This window comes from Kribbella rubisoli, assembly GCF_004217145.1.
Lineage (GTDB): Bacteria > Actinomycetota > Actinomycetes > Propionibacteriales > Kribbellaceae > Kribbella > Kribbella rubisoli.
On record NZ_SHKR01000016.1, the window covers coordinates 136,492 to 150,359 of the forward strand.

General features: G+C 68.8%; 15 protein-coding genes. 5 read left to right on the forward strand and 10 right to left on the reverse strand.

Annotated features, from left to right (window positions below):
• Window positions 1-4 precede the first annotated feature (4 nt).
• The 5 genes from EV645_RS33250 to EV645_RS33270 all read right to left on the reverse strand — a co-directional run bounded on the left by EV645_RS33250 (window position 5) and on the right by EV645_RS33270 (window position 3,166).
• The gene (locus EV645_RS33250) at window positions 5-658 is read right to left on the reverse strand and encodes a DNA-3-methyladenine glycosylase family protein (RefSeq protein WP_130448042.1); all 654 of its coding nucleotides are present in this window, start codon (window positions 656-658) and stop codon (window positions 5-7) included.
• Entirely contained in the window at window positions 648-1,298 is a 651-nt protein-coding gene (locus tag EV645_RS33255) for a DUF6042 family protein (protein ID WP_130448043.1), read from the reverse strand. Before EV645_RS33255 ends, EV645_RS33250 begins: the two co-directional genes overlap by 11 nt.
• Window positions 1,299-1,310: 12 nt before the next feature.
• Window positions 1,311-1,757 carry a hypothetical protein gene (locus EV645_RS33260; RefSeq protein WP_130448044.1) on the reverse strand — a complete coding sequence of 149 codons (447 nt, stop codon included), beginning with the start codon at window positions 1,755-1,757 and terminating at the stop codon, window positions 1,311-1,313.
• Window positions 1,758-1,790: 33 nt separating this feature from the next.
• A complete protein-coding gene (locus EV645_RS33265) occupies window positions 1,791-2,366 on the reverse strand; it encodes a dihydrofolate reductase family protein (protein WP_130448045.1) in 576 nt (191 codons plus the stop codon).
• Between the two features lie 80 nt (window positions 2,367-2,446).
• Entirely contained in the window at window positions 2,447-3,166 is a 720-nt protein-coding gene (locus EV645_RS33270; protein WP_130448046.1) for a class I SAM-dependent methyltransferase, read from the reverse strand.
• A gap of 50 nt (window positions 3,167-3,216) precedes the next feature.
• On the opposite strand from EV645_RS33270, the gene EV645_RS33275 reads away from it, so the two are divergent.
• The gene (locus EV645_RS33275; protein WP_130448047.1) at window positions 3,217-3,750 is read left to right on the forward strand and encodes an HD domain-containing protein; all 534 of its coding nucleotides are present in this window, start codon (window positions 3,217-3,219) and stop codon (window positions 3,748-3,750) included.
• On the opposite strand, the gene EV645_RS33280 is transcribed toward EV645_RS33275, so the two are convergent.
• The gene (locus tag EV645_RS33280; protein WP_130448048.1) at window positions 3,747-4,394 is read right to left on the reverse strand and encodes a VOC family protein; all 648 of its coding nucleotides are present in this window, start codon (window positions 4,392-4,394) and stop codon (window positions 3,747-3,749) included. The genes EV645_RS33275 and EV645_RS33280 overlap by 4 nt on opposite strands.
• A 177-nt stretch (window positions 4,395-4,571) precedes the next feature.
• On the opposite strand from EV645_RS33280, the gene EV645_RS33285 reads away from it, so the two are divergent.
• Together EV645_RS33285 and EV645_RS33290 are read left to right on the forward strand one after the other, a co-directional pair.
• Window positions 4,572-5,960: an alkaline phosphatase gene (locus EV645_RS33285; RefSeq protein ID WP_198682034.1), complete on the forward strand. Its 1,389-nt coding sequence runs from the start codon at window positions 4,572-4,574 to the stop codon at window positions 5,958-5,960.
• A gap of 95 nt (window positions 5,961-6,055) precedes the next feature.
• Entirely contained in the window at window positions 6,056-6,991 is a 936-nt protein-coding gene (locus EV645_RS33290; RefSeq protein WP_130448050.1) for a helix-turn-helix domain-containing protein, read from the forward strand.
• Here EV645_RS33290 and EV645_RS33295 read toward each other — a convergent pair.
• Complete coding sequence (locus EV645_RS33295) at window positions 6,988-7,677, reverse strand: GAF and ANTAR domain-containing protein (RefSeq protein ID WP_130448051.1); 690 nt, start codon at window positions 7,675-7,677, stop codon at window positions 6,988-6,990. The genes EV645_RS33290 and EV645_RS33295 overlap by 4 nt on opposite strands.
• A gap of 169 nt (window positions 7,678-7,846) precedes the next feature.
• On the opposite strand from EV645_RS33295, the gene EV645_RS33300 reads away from it, so the two are divergent.
• Window positions 7,847-8,503 carry a transglycosylase SLT domain-containing protein gene (locus EV645_RS33300; protein ID WP_198682035.1) on the forward strand — a complete coding sequence of 219 codons (657 nt, stop codon included), beginning with the start codon at window positions 7,847-7,849 and terminating at the stop codon, window positions 8,501-8,503.
• A gap of 11 nt (window positions 8,504-8,514) precedes the next feature.
• Window positions 8,515-9,129 carry a DUF1684 domain-containing protein gene (locus EV645_RS33305; RefSeq protein ID WP_198682036.1) on the forward strand — a complete coding sequence of 205 codons (615 nt, stop codon included), beginning with the start codon at window positions 8,515-8,517 and terminating at the stop codon, window positions 9,127-9,129.
• A 1-nt stretch (window position 9,130) separates the two neighbouring features.
• On the opposite strand, the gene EV645_RS33310 is transcribed toward EV645_RS33305, so the two are convergent.
• The 3 genes from EV645_RS33310 to EV645_RS33320 form a co-directional block, all read right to left on the reverse strand.
• Window positions 9,131-11,296 carry a DEAD/DEAH box helicase gene (locus EV645_RS33310; protein ID WP_130448052.1) on the reverse strand — a complete coding sequence of 722 codons (2,166 nt, stop codon included), beginning with the start codon at window positions 11,294-11,296 and terminating at the stop codon, window positions 9,131-9,133.
• A gap of 428 nt (window positions 11,297-11,724) precedes the next feature.
• Window positions 11,725-12,702 carry a TIGR03557 family F420-dependent LLM class oxidoreductase gene (locus EV645_RS33315; protein WP_130448053.1) on the reverse strand — a complete coding sequence of 326 codons (978 nt, stop codon included), beginning with the start codon at window positions 12,700-12,702 and terminating at the stop codon, window positions 11,725-11,727.
• Window positions 12,703-12,777: 75 nt separating this feature from the next.
• Entirely contained in the window at window positions 12,778-13,776 is a 999-nt protein-coding gene (locus EV645_RS33320; protein ID WP_198682037.1) for an SDR family oxidoreductase, read from the reverse strand.
• Window positions 13,777-13,868 lie beyond the last annotated feature (92 nt).

A 13,868-nucleotide genomic window follows, 5' to 3' on the forward strand; every position in this document is an offset into this window, starting at 1 on the left:
CACATCATGCCTCGCCGCGCTGTACCGCCCGCCAGCGCCAGAGGTACATCCCAGCCAGCGTCCGCTGCGGCCGCCACGCCTGCCCCAGCTTCTCGACCTCGGCGGGCTTGGGCAGCTCCGGCAGCTTGTATACCGCCTCGACCGTCCGGCGGATCTCGAGGTCGCCGACCGCCAGCACATCCGGCCGGAGCAGGTGGAAGATCAGGAAGATCTCCGCCGTCCAGCGCCCGATCCCCTTGATCGCGGTGAGCTGAGCGACCACCTCGTCATCCGGAAGGTCCGGCAGCCGTTCCAGCTCCAATTCACCCGAGATCACATGTTCCGCGAGCGATCGCAACGAGGCCGTCTTCGCGTGCGACAACCCCACCGCGGTCCGCAGCGCGTCCGGTTCGTCGGCCAGCAACTCCTGCGGTGTCGGCGTGCGCCCGCCGTACCGCTCGAGAATCCGCCCGAAGATGGCCTGAGCGGCAACATTCGAGATGTTCTGCCCGACAATCGCCCGCGCCAGCACCCCGTAGTGCTCAGCCGGCAGATCCGGAACGCCGGTGTCCCGGCTCTCCGACAACGGCACCCCCACGGCCTCAACCACATCATCAATCACCCGACCAAGCACGGAGTCGACCCGCCGCAAGTAGTCCTCCGGGGTTTCAGCGGGCATGGCGCCGGCTCCGTACCGTCAAGGACAGGTTGTCGCCGGTCCGGTCGATCTGCAGCAGGCCGCGCGATTCGGCGTACTCGAGAGTCGCTCGTACTTCGTCCTCCGACGCGCACGTCCGCTCGGCGAGCGATGCGACGGTCTGTTCGGTGCCGCCCCAGAGCGCCACTGACACGATGTCGGCGGCATAGCCGGTGTACTGCTTCACCGCCCGGGAACTCTTGAGGAACGTCACTGCCTGTGCCGGGAGCTGGACGACGTCCTCAGCAGATGGCGGGTGCTCAACCGCGCGGTAGCGCAAGCCGTCGAAGCTGATCATGTGGAGTGCGAGGTAGAGCGGTAGCAGCTCGCGGCGGGTGGTCGCCTCGGGTACGTCGACCTGGCCGGCGAGCTCCGCGAGGCTCGGCCAGTCCGGCCGGGACGGAGGACCTTGGCGGAGCGGCTGGTCGAGCCAGTCGGGGCCGCGATGGTGATCGGCGCCCCACGCGTCGATCTCGTCGGCGCTCACGCCGTCGGGCTTCCCGAACCACTCGATCACGTTCGCGACCTCGATCTCCTGGAACCCGAGCACCGAACCCCAGCCCGGATCAGGCGCCCAGACCGGCGGCCTGGCCCGGCGACTCCACCGCGGCGGCTCCACCACGCCGGTGACCGGTCAGAAGTCCAAGTGCCAGACGTCGGTGGGCTGAAGGTCGTCCTCGTTGTCGGGCAGGGGAGTCGGCGGCAACGGCCGGTGTGCAAGCCGGACGCGGTACAGACCCGGATCGCCGAGCTTCAGGTGATCTTCGCCAGGGCCGCCCATGAGGTCGCTCAGCGCGACGACGCCGGACGGACTCCGGTACGGCAGCTCGACGACGTCTGTCCACGCGTCCGGGACTTCGTCACCCAGCAGGTCATCGTGCGCTTGCAGTTGTACGACGCAAGGGCCGTCCCCGCCGGCGACGTACAGCCATCCGTGCCCCGAGCGACCGAGCGAGCCGACCGGATGCGCCTCGTTGTCGGACGTCTCCTCGTGGTCCATCGAATCCCGTACGTCCAGCGCCACGAGGATGCCCGAGTCGGGCAGGTAGTGGTCGTCCCCGCGTCTCCCCAGAACACCCATGCCCGAACCGTAGTACAGGGGTCAGCACAGGGGTCAGTGGTTCACGGTGTAGACGAGTTTCTGGATGCCGTTGGGGTAGGAGGCGCTGTCGGTGAGGGTGAGCGGCAGCTTGTCGCGGTCGGCGTCGCTGAAGAGGCGTTTGCCGGCGCCGAGGAGGACCGGGAAGACGAGCAGGTGGTAGCGGTCGATGAGGCCGGCGTCGGAGAGGTTGCGGTTGAGGGTGGCGCTGCCGTTGATGATGATCGGGCCGCCTTCGGTCTCCTTCAGCGCGGCGACGTCGTCGAGGGAGCGCAGGATGGTGGTCTCGCCCCAGTTCGTCACCAGGTCGCTGTCCTGCAGCGTGGTCGACACGACGTACTTCGGCATCGCGTTGTAGCCGGCGAACTCCACCGTCATCCCCGGCCAGACCGGCGCGAAGGACTGGTAGCTGACCCGGCCGAGCAGCAGCGCGCTCGCCTCGGACTGCTCGCTGCCCTTGATCTCGTACGCCGCCTCGTCGAACGGGATGTCCTTGAACGTCCAGCCCGAGTTCCGGTAGCCCGGCTCGCCGCCTGGACCCTCGACGACGCCATCGAGAGAGATGAACGCGGTGGTGATGAGGGTACGCATCTGATGCTCCTTGTTCGGTTGGTTATGCCTGTGCGTCGAGCAGGGCCCGGCGGATGCGACACGTCATGATGTGACGCACGTCACTCCGCGGTGATGATCCACGCAGCCGAATCGAAAAGGACGCCGTTGCCGGTGTCGTGCGCTGCGAGCATGGCGCGTAGAGCCGCCTCCGCACGCTCGGCAGCCGCCGGGTCGAGCTCTGCCAGGAGCGCCTGCGGCTCCCGGAGCCGGAGGACATTCGCGTACGCCGACTCAACGTCCGCGCCGTAGTAGAGCGGTTCGTGGACGGCCGTGAACGTCGGATCGGCGAACCCCGCCGACGTCAGGATGTCCCGCGTCACGTCCTGCGACCCGAGCGTGAACGCCGACTCGTCGCGGTACGTCCCGCCGATGGCTTCCGGAATCACCCGCGCCCACTCGTTCTCCCTCCGCGGCTGCCAGACGAGCACGACCAGCCGTCCACCCGGACGCAACGCACGCCGCAGATTGGTGAACGCCCCGAGCAGATCATCGAAGAACATCACACCGAACCGGCTGATGATCAGGTCGACCGGCTCGAATTCGTACGTCGCAGCATCGGCCAGCAAGTAGTCCACGTTCGGCGTCGGCTGACGTCGAGCGTGCTCGAGCATCCGCTCGGAAACATCGACCCCGAGCACATGCCCAGCATCAACTGCCGCGTCCCGCGTCGTCTGCCCACTGCCGCAACCGACGTCGAGCACCCGATCCCCGTCGCGTACGCCGCAGGCCTCGCGCAACCGCGGGCGATAGAACCGCATCTCGGCGTCGTAGTCGAACATTGCCCAAGGCTAAAGGCGACCGTTCACCTGGGCTGCTTACGCTCCACGGCATGTCGATCAGAACCGTCGATGACCTGATGAACCTGCTCGCGGACTGCGAGGACGCGTGGGACATGCCTGACCGCAGCGGCGATCCGGTCGACATCCTCGACCACGACCGCCAATGCGCCGAGCTGCTGCGCCGTGACTTCCCGGACGACGAGCAGCTCCAGGTCGCGGGACTGGTGCACGACATCGGGCACTTCCTGCGGCCCGGTGACGACGCAGGTCACGGCCGCCACGGCGCGGACGCGGTACGACGGTTGCTGGGGGAGCGGGTCGCCCGACTCGTCGAGTTGCACGTGGTCGCGAAGCGGTATCTGGTGGCGGTTCATGCGGCGCAGTTGTCTGCGTCGAGTCGCCGTACCTTGATCGCTCAGGGCGGGCCGATGACCGCAGAAGAAGTCGTCGTGTTCGAACGTGATCCCGAGTTCGCCGCGGCGGTCGCGTTGCGGCGAGCCGATGATGCCGGCAAGGTCGTCGGACTCGAGGTCGCGTCGCTCAAGTCGTGGCGGCCCGTCGTCGAGCGAGTCGCGCGCGGTTAGGCGGCGGGCACGAACACCACGCGGTTGCCGTCCGGATCTTGTACGTCGGCGCCTGGCTCCGCAGCGGCGAGGCCGAGGTGGTCGATGGACGACGCGGCGTCAGGCACCAGCTTGACCGCGTCGGCGCCGATCCGGAACGTGTCATCGGCGACGCGTTCCATGCCGAGCTGCGTGCCGTAGAACTCGATCGCCGCGTCGAGGTCGGGCGCGGCCAAGGCGACGTACGACAGACCGTGCACCGGGCCGGCGGTGATCGGCGGGACGCGGAACTCCTCCGAGCGCTGCAGCAGCTCCACGCGTACGCCGTTCGGATCGGACAGGAACGCGAGCCGGCCCTGACCGCTGCCCGCGACCCGGGGCGACGAGATCTCGCCGTACCCGAGCGCCATCAGCCGCGCGTAGTCGTCGTCGAGATCGTCGGTCATGAAGCCGACATGGTTCAGTCCGTACGTCGCTTGCGGGTCGGACTCCTCGGGGTGGAGCAGCTCGACCAGCCCGGTGGCGATCTGGACATGCACCCGATGAACGCGGGAGTTGGACATGAACAACCGGTCGACCACCTCCGCACCGAGACCGTCGTAGAACGACAGGCTCGCCTCGAGATCCTGCACCCGGCCGCCGACGTGGTTCAGCTCGTAGATCACCCAGCCACTCTAGCAAGCGCTTTCCGATCTCGTCGCCACTCAGTGTCTTCTCAGCTTCACGGCACGTGGCGTCACCTGGCGGCCACGTCCTGGTCACCTCACGTCCGGCGGCAGCCCCTAGGTTCCAGCTGTCTTGACCTACGAGAAAGGCCCGGAATGATCAGGAAAAAGGCTTTTGTGGCTGCCTTCGCAGCGGCCTCGGTGATTGCCGCCGCAGGGATGGCCTCGGCCGCCGCCAGCGGAGCGTTCGACACGGCCCGCGGCGACGACTCGGCTGCCGGGTCCGCGTCGCACCAGCCGCAGCGTGGGCCGAAGAACGTGATCTTCTTCCTCGGTGACGGCATGGGCACCCAGGAGATCACCGCGGCGCGCTACTACCAGGGCGTCCAGAACAAGCTCAACGTCGACCGGGCCCGCTACACCGGCTTCGACACGACGTGGTCGGTGAAGCCCGCCGCCAAGCCGCCGTACAAGCCGGACTACGACCCAGACTCGGCCTCGACCGGGTCGAGCTGGGCGACCGGCAAGAAGACGATCGACGAGCGGATCTCGCAGGGTCCGAGCAGCGCCGACAACGTCCCGGGCACGAACTACCAGACCGTCCTGGAGCTGGCGCAGAAGCGCGGCCTGAAGGTGGGCAACGTCTCCACCGCGGAGATCACCGACGCCACTCCGGCGGTGCTCGCCTCGCACATGTCGCTGCGCGGTTGCCAGGGCCCGGCCGACATGGCCGCCTGCCCGAAGGAGACCAAGGCGGCCGGCGGTCTCGGCTCGATCGCGGAGCAGGAGGTCGACCACAAGATCGACGTGCTGCTCGGCGGCGGCCGCGCCCGCTTCGAGCAGAAGCTCACCGGTGGTCCGTACGCCGGCAAGACGGTCGTCGACCAGGCCAAGGCCAAGGGCATCCAGTACGTCACGGACGCCGCCGGACTGAAGTCGGCCAAGGACAACAAGCCGGTGCTCGGCCTGTTCAACAGCAGCAACATGTCGCTGGAGTGGAGCGGTCCGACCGCCGCCCTCGGCAAGGGCACCGCGGCGCAGTCCTGCAAGGAGAACCAGCGACCGTCGAACGAGCCGAGCCTGTCGGACATGACGTCGAAGGCGATCAGCCTGCTGGAGAACAAGAAGGGCTTCTTCCTGCAGGTCGAGGGCGCCTCGATCGACAAGCAGGACCACGCCACCAACGCCTGCGGCCAGATCGGTGAGACGGTCGCGTTCGACCGGGCGATCGGCGTCGCGCTGAACTACCAGAAGACGCACCCGGACACGCTGGTCGTCGTCACCGCCGACCACGCGCACACCAGCCAGATCGTCGGCGAGGACGCCTCCGGCTCCGGTCTGCCGACCGGCTGGTCGACCAACCTGACCACCAAGGACGGCCAGACGCTGACCCTGACCTACGGCACCGCCGGTTTCGGCGGCGACGGCAAGGCCCCGGTGGCCGTGCCGCCGAGCCAGCAGCACACCGGTGCGGTCGTTCCGGTCTGGGCCAACGGCCCGGGCGCCGACGCGGTTCTCGGCACCAACGACCACACGCACCTGTTCGACGTCCTCCAGGGCCAGTAACACCTGTTTGAAGCAAACGTGTGGCCTCCGTTTCGTGCTGAAACGGAGGCCACACGCGTGTGGTGAAGTGCCCGGACGGCATGCACTATGGGCCGATGGAGTCGATGCTTTTCGAGAGCCGGGACCTCGCCAGGACGGAGGAGTTCCTCAATCGCGCCTACACCAAGATGCAGATCGGCGGCAGCGCGAAGGACGTGAGCACGCGGATCTCGCGGGCCGCCGCGGACTCGATCAGCATCGACCGGCTCGAGATCGGCTTCGAGATGAGCTACGACGCCGATCCGCTCGGCAAGATCTGCCTGTGCGAAGTGGTCTCCGGCAGCATCGAGGGTCACGCCACCGACGGGTGGCAGGACGACTTCCGGCCGGGGGACCTGGTGAACTTCGCGCCGCCGGACCGGCCGTACGCGGGCAAGGTCTGCCGATCGGGTTACACCATCACGATGTTCGATCCGGCGCTGCTCACCCGGGTCGCGGGCGCCGGCCGTAAGGACGATTCGCCGGTCCGGCTCCTGTCCCACCGGCCGTACTCACGTCCGGCGGCGCGCCAGCTGTCCAGGACGATCGCGTACCTGAGTGATCAGCTGTCCAATCCCGCCGTACAGGCCTCGCCGTTGGTGCGGGCGTCCGTCTCGCAGTTGCTCGCCTCGAGCGTGCTCGCCGCCTTCCCGAACACCGCGATGGCCGAGCGGGGCAGCGCCGACCCGCGGCCCAGCACGGTCCGGCGGGCGCTGGCCTTCATGGAGTCGAACCTCGATCAGGCCATCACGATCGCCGATATCGCAGCCGCGGCCGGCGTCACCGTGCGGGCTGTGCAGACGGCGTTCCAGCGGCATGTCGGCGCGACGCCGCTCGGTGAGCTCCGCCGGCTCCGGCTGGCCGAGGTCCGCTCGGAGTTGCTGGTCGCCGATCCGGCCGATCGCACCGTCGCGGAGATCGCGGTTCGTTGGGGCTTCCATCATCACGGCCGGATGGCGGCGGCGTACCTCGAGCAGTACGGCGAGCTGCCGAGCACCACGCTGACCCGCTAGGGCAGCTTGCGGGTGTCGATGAGCTGCTGAGCGACGTCACGCAGCTTGGTGTTGGTGTCCTGCGAGTACCGCTTCAGTACGGCGAAGGCCCGGTCGCCGTCGATGTCGAAGCGTTCCATCAGGATGCCCATCGCCTGACCGACGAGCTTGCGGGCGTCGATCGCCTGCGCCATCGTCGCCTCGTGCCGTGCGGACGCCAGCGCGACCGACGCGTGCCGGGCGAGGATGTGCGCGACCGCCTGGTCATCGGCCGCGAACGCGTCCGGTTCCGGGCTGTACAGTCCGAGCACGCCGACCGACCTGCTGGTGGCCAGTGGTACGTCGAGAACGCTGCGGACCCCGAGCGCCGCGACCCGCGCCGCCCACTCCGGCCAGCGGTCGTCCGCGAGCGTGTCCCGGATGAGCACGGGGTGCCGTTCCCGCATCGCGGTCACCAGCGGACCGTCCTCGTTGCCGAGCTGGAGTTGGTAGACCTCGGCCACGACGGGGTCGGTGACCGCGGCGATCTCCGGGCGCGAACCACGCGCAGTCAGCGCGATACCGGCGTACGTACACCTGAGCGCCTGGAGAGCGAACTGGACGACGGCGTCGACGGTCTCCTCGACCCCGGTCGCGTCGTGCAACTCGACCGCGAGGTGGGCGAACGCCGAGGCGGCGCTGTCCTGGGTCGGGTCGATGAGGGTCATCTGCGTGTTCCTCTACTGAACGGCAGAGGGTGGCCCCCCTCCGGACCACCCGGCTGCCGTGGACACATCATGCGGCCCCTGTGCCCGCCCCGGCACCGATCTGTCCCAGTTGATGCAAAAGTTGCGTTCCTTGGACAGGCGGGCTTCGCCGTACGGCTAAGTTGGAGGCGTGCAGGTGGCGAAACGCTGGTCATGGGTGGCGGTCGGGGTCCTTCTGGTGGGGGTCTGGGCGGCGTGCTCGGACCACGACACCAAGCCCACCTCCGCGCCGAAGACCCAGCCGACGGCCGCCGATCCGAGGCCGACTCCGGCCGTGACGACCACCAAGCCGTGGTACGACGACTACGACCCGGCCCGTTTCGCCCCCGAGGTCCGTGGGTACGCCAAGCAGGCGGGGATCAACCCACAGTTGCTGATGGCAATCTTGTACAACGAGGACTACAAGCCGCACGACCCGAAGTTCGAGCGGCAATGGGCCGAGGTCGACTCCGACCCGGCGTTCGGGATCGCCAACATGCACAAGCCCGCGTTCGACGAGACCAAACGCGGGCGGGACTTCGCCAAGCGGAAGTGGGAGGAGCTGCCGGACAACCCAGCGCTGGCGATCGAGGCCGCCGCCTGGCACCTGCACGACCTGGCCGAGCGCCTGCCCAGCAAGCGCGCGGCCCTGTACACCAAAGACGAATTGCTTGCCCTCGGCTACAACGCCGGCGGCGGCAACATGCGGATCTTCGCCCGCGGCCGGAAGGCCGGGTCGCAAGCCCAGTCGTACCTGGACCGCCTGCACAGCAACTGGGCCAAGTCCGCCGAAGCCCTCAAGAGCTAACAGGAGACATCGTGGAATTCGCAGCACCCGCACTGGCTGTCGCCGACTGGCGCCGGCGCGTGTTTGCGCTGTACCGGTCCGTCCGCGCGGAAAGCGATCCGGCCGCCGGACACGCACTGTGGCAGGCCGGACGGGACGACCTGCTGATGCATCATCCCGCCTCACCGGTGCCGGAGGACGAACGCGCGGCGTACGGCGGCGCCCGGGTGGGGGACTACCGCCCGGAGCTGCGGTTCGACGCGGTGATCGACACGGACGTGAAACCGGATCGATGGGAGTTCGTGTCGGCCACCGACGGCGTGATCCCGTTCTCGCTGATCGGCGTACTGCACCTGCCGGCGGTCGGGGATCTCGACGTGTGGTGGCTCGAGTCGTACGGCGGTGGCATCTTCGTCCCGCTCAAGGACGCGCTCGCCGGCAGGTCGACGTACGGCGGCGGTCGCTACCTGATCGACTCCGTCAAGGGAGCCGACCTCGGCGGTGACCTGCGCGCCGGCAGGCTCGTCGTCGACCTGAACTTCGCGTACAACCCGTCGTGCGCCTACAGCCCCGAATGGACCTGCCCGCTCGCCCCGGCAACCAACAAGGTGGACGTCGAGTTGCCGGTGGGCGAGCTGTCAGGCTAGATCAGGCAGCAGCTTCCAGGGCCTGGGTGAGGAGGGCGGCGAGGGCCTCGAGCTGGAAGTCGGCGGAGGCGCCTACCTCCTCGTCGGACCCGTCCAGCGCCTTGGCGGCCAGGCCGGCCTTGGCGTCGATCAGGTCGGCGATACGGGTGTCGATCGTCTGCGCGGCGATGATCCGCCACGCGGTGACCGGCTCGTCCTGGCCGATCCGGTGCACCCGGTCGATCGCCTGCGTCTGCTCGGCATTCGTCCAGGACAGCTCGGCGAGGACGACGTTCGAGGCGACCTGCAGGTTCAGGCCGACACCCGCGGTCAGCAGCGAGCAGACCGCGATCGACACGTCGGGATCCTTGACGAAGGCATCGATGTTCTTCTGCCGGGTCCGCGTGGTCTGGTCGCCGCGGATCGACGAGAACTGGATGCCGCGCTCGGCGAACAGCTCCTCGGCGGCGTCCATCACCTCGATGTGCCGGGCGAAGAACACGACCTTGCCGACGTTCTGCGCCAGTTGGGCCGCGTAGTCGGCGGCCAGGCCGGCCTTGGCCTGACCGATCCGGCGGAACAGGCTGAATACGTTCTCGCCGGTCTTCTTGGCCGCCATCTCGGTCCGCTCCCAGCCGGCCACCTGGCGGACCAGGTCGTGGTCGATACCGTCCACGACGATGCCCGAACGGCGGGTCTCGAGCGCGGTGTTGTACCGGGCGACGAGCCGGTCGGCGAGCTCACGCTCGGCGGCCCGGATCGAACGGCCGACAGCACCGTCCAGCTCGACCGGCAGGTCGGCGATCCGGCGGGCCGGGATGTCCGCGGCCACGTCCACCTTGCGGCGGCGGACGATGCCCATGTCGATCACGCTGGCCCGCGCGGCGGCGGAGAAGCCCGGGTCGGCCGGGGTCAGATCGGTGTCGTCGAGCTTCTCCATGAGCTCGGCGCGCGGCGCCTTCTCGTCGACCCAGCCGAGGTACTCCCAGATCGCGGTGAAGTCCTCGATCGAGTTGATCAGCGGCGTACCGGTCAGGGCCATCAGCAGCGGGCGGACCGTGCGGTTGCGGATCCGGTTCGACAGGTCGAGCACGTTGCGTGACCGCTGCGACTTCTTGTTCTTGATGAAGTGCGCCTCGTCGACGACCATGCCGCGGAAGCCGAGGTCGCCGAGCCAGCCGACGTGCCGGTCGAGGACCTCGTAGTTCACCACGACGATGTCGGCGAAGCCGTCGATCGTGTCACCGTCGCCGTGGATGACGGTCGGCGTACGGCGGGGGGTCCACAGGTTGGCCTCGCGCGCCCAGTTCGTCTTCACGACGTTCGGGACGACGGCGAGCAGCGGGTAGGCCTCGGCAGCCTGGGCGGCGAGCAGGGCCTGGGCGGTCTTGCCGAGACCCGGCTCGTCCGCGAGGAGGAAGGTCCGGTGCCCGGCCGCCGCGGCAGCGATCACGCCGGCCTGGTGCGGCATCAGCTCGAGACCGCGCAGGCGCAGTGCGTCGATGCCGCCGGACAGCTGGAGCGAGGTCGGGTCGGGCAGCTTCATGCTCGCCGAGGCGCCGGCGTGCTCGAACGATCGCAGCAGCGGCCCGATGAGCTCCCAGCCCGCCAGCCGGCTGGTCCGCACCGGGCGCGACGGAGCGCTGGAGAAGTCCGGGGCCAGGAACGGGTTGGCGAGCTGCCGGGACACGACTGCCTGCGGCACCACCCGCCGGGTCTGGGTGTCCGGGGGAGCGACCGGCTGCACCGGCTCCGGCTCCTCCGGCAGCTCCATGCCGGCGTCCTCGAGCATCTGCCGCCGGAGTGCGCCCGCAGCCTCCGAGATCACCGCGTCCTCGGCCAGCAGACCGAGGAGCGTGGGGTCGAGCGCGGCAGTCTTCGCCAGGATCGTCGCGATGCCGTCGAGCCGCCGGAGCTGCTCGGTGCGGTACGCCTCGGTGGCGGACTCCGCGCCGTTCACCCGGGACCGCTCCTCGCGGACCAGCAGAGCGACGACCTGGAACTTCGTCCGGGTCGACGCCAGACCGGTCTTACCCTGCATCGCGCCGCGGGTGACGGCGCCCTCGACCTCGCGCACCGCCTGTGCGAGGACCTGGATCAGACCGTCTGACTCACCGTCGCGGACACGACGCCGGCGACGGGGAGCGGAACGGGTAGCGCCGGGCTGGCGCTGACCTCGTCGGGCCAACTTTCCTCCTGTGTCATGCCACGACGGAGCCGTGGCGGAACGCCAGACCGCACCAGGACCCGAACCGCCGGCGAGACGCCACGCAGTGACATGCGGTGGGCCGCCCAGAAGGTCCCCCAGGAACACGGCTCAGAATTCACCGCTCCTGAATGCGCGATCGAGAATCCATCCTACCCTCTGTCAGCACCAACGACCGCTATTGGGCCCCCACCCGATTCCGCGATCAGGCTTCCGGGCCGCTCTCCGGCCTCGCGCTCTCATGCTCCAGGGTGGTCTTGAGCTCCGTCAGCACCTGTCCGAGCTCGGCGTCGACGCCGTCGTCGTGGCTGGTCCGGAGGCGGACGATGAGCCTCTACCGGGCGTGCCGCCGTCGGGTGCAGCTCGGTCAGCCACGGCAGGTAGCCGGGCAGACGGTCCAGGCTTCATGGTTATTCATGAGAGTGCTCCTTGCGGAGGCGGAGTTCGGGGAGGATCTCGGTGCGGTAGAGGTTCATCATGTCGACGATGTGCGGTCCCATGTTGGCGACGTACACCTCGTCGAAGCCGGCCTCGACGTACGGCGTGAACGCGTCGACGTGGACATCCCCCTTCGGGCCGCAGGCGACGGACTGTGCCGTCGCTTCCTTCGTCACCAGTTGGCTGGCCTGCTCGAAGTGCCGGGGTGAGGGGAGCACCTGGGAGAGCTCACCGGGTAGGCCCGAGTTGCCCCAGATCCGGTGGGCCTGGTCGACGCCTTCGGCCTCGGTCGGCGCGTAGCTGACCTTGAAACCGGCTTGTGTCGGTTTGCTCCCGCCGCCGTGGTCGCGGAACCGCTGCAGCAGCTCCCGGTCCGGGGTCGTGGTGATGTACCCGTCCGCGATCCGGGCCGCGACATCGGTTGCCTCAGGCCCGAATCCGGACATGTAGATCGGCAGCGGCTGCTGCGGCCGGGTGTAGATCCGGGCGGTGTCGACGGTGTAGTGCTTGCCGTGATGGGTGACGAATCCGTCCTCGGTCCACAGCCGGCGCATGATCTCGACCGCTTCCTCGAGCATCTCCAGCCGTACGTCGACCGTCGGCCAGACCGACCCGAGCACATGCTCGTTCAACGCCTCACCGGTCCCGACCCCGAGCGTGAACCGCCCATTCAGCAGTACGGCGCTGGTCGCGGCCGCCTGCGCGATCACGGCCGGATGGATCCGCACCGTCGGACACGTCACCGCCGTCGTCACCGGCAGCTCGCACACCTGCGAGATCGCGCCGATCGTCGACCAGACGAACGCGCTCTGGCCCTGCTCGTCGTTCCACGGATGGAAATGGTCACTGATCCACAACCCGTCGAACCCGGCCTCCTCGGCCATCCGGGCCTGCTCGATCAGCTCCGCCGGCGTGTACTCCTCGCTGGAGAGGAAATATCCGATCTTCACGCGCACCTCCGATGACTCGCTACTCATCGGGTGCCCGATGCCGCGCTCTCCAATCACCCCGGACGTTGCAGCTGGCTATCGCCGGCTGCGGGTGAAGTAGACGGTCGCGGCGGCGGCGCCGGCAGCGAGTGCGCCGACCGTGCCGACCATGCCACGGTGGCGGGAGGCCCAGACCTGGTAGCTCCGGCTGGTCGAGCGGTCGTCGAACACGCCGTGCGCGCCGTAATCGCGGTCCTCGTCGGCAGGAGCCCACAGATTCGCCGGCTTCTCGGCCGGCTCATCGGTCTGCTGCGCCTTGTACCCGGTCCGGGCCAGGTAACGGTCCAGCAGTCCGGCGGCGAACTTGTTCGCGATGATGGTGGCGGCCGTCGGGGCGCCGACCCAGTATTCGCGCCGGGCCGGATGATCCGCGGCGTACACGACGGCGTCCGCGGCGACCTCGGGCTGGAAGATCGGCGGGACCGGCTGCGGGTGCTTGGGCAGGCGGGAGAGCACCCAGGAGAACTGCGGCGTGTTGACTGCAGGCATCTGCACCATCGTCACGTGCACGTTCGACTTGTCGTGCATGAGTTCGCAACGCAACGAGTCGTGGAAGCCCTGGATCGCGTGCTTCGCCCCGCAGTACGCCGACTGCAGCGGGATCCCGCGGTAGGCCAGCGCCGATCCGACCTGGACGATCGTGCCGTGGTCACGCGGCTTCATCCGCTGCAGCGCGGCGCGGGTGCCGTACACGTACCCGAGGTACGTCACGTCCGTGGTCCGCTGGAACTCCTCCGGCTCGATCTCCAGGAACGGCGCGAAGACCGAACTGAAGGCGACGTTCACCCAGACGTCGATCGGGCCGAGGTCCCTCTCGACCTGTTCGGCGGCGAGGTCCACCTGCTCGTGGTCGGCGACGTCGACCTCGATCGGCAGCGCCGTACCGCCGGCTCTCTCGACATCTTGTACGGCGGCCGCGAGCCCTGTCTCGCCACGCGCCAGCAGCGCGACCTTTGCCCCGCGACGAGCGAACGCGACCGCACTCGCCCGCCCGATCCCACCGCTTGCCCCGGTCACTACGACGACCTGTCCCACCTGATTCTCCCTCTGTGATCGCGCGCGGAGTGTCCCTTCCCGGTGACCACGGCGGCGCAGCCGAAACCCGGTTTGTCCAGGCATGCCTCGGG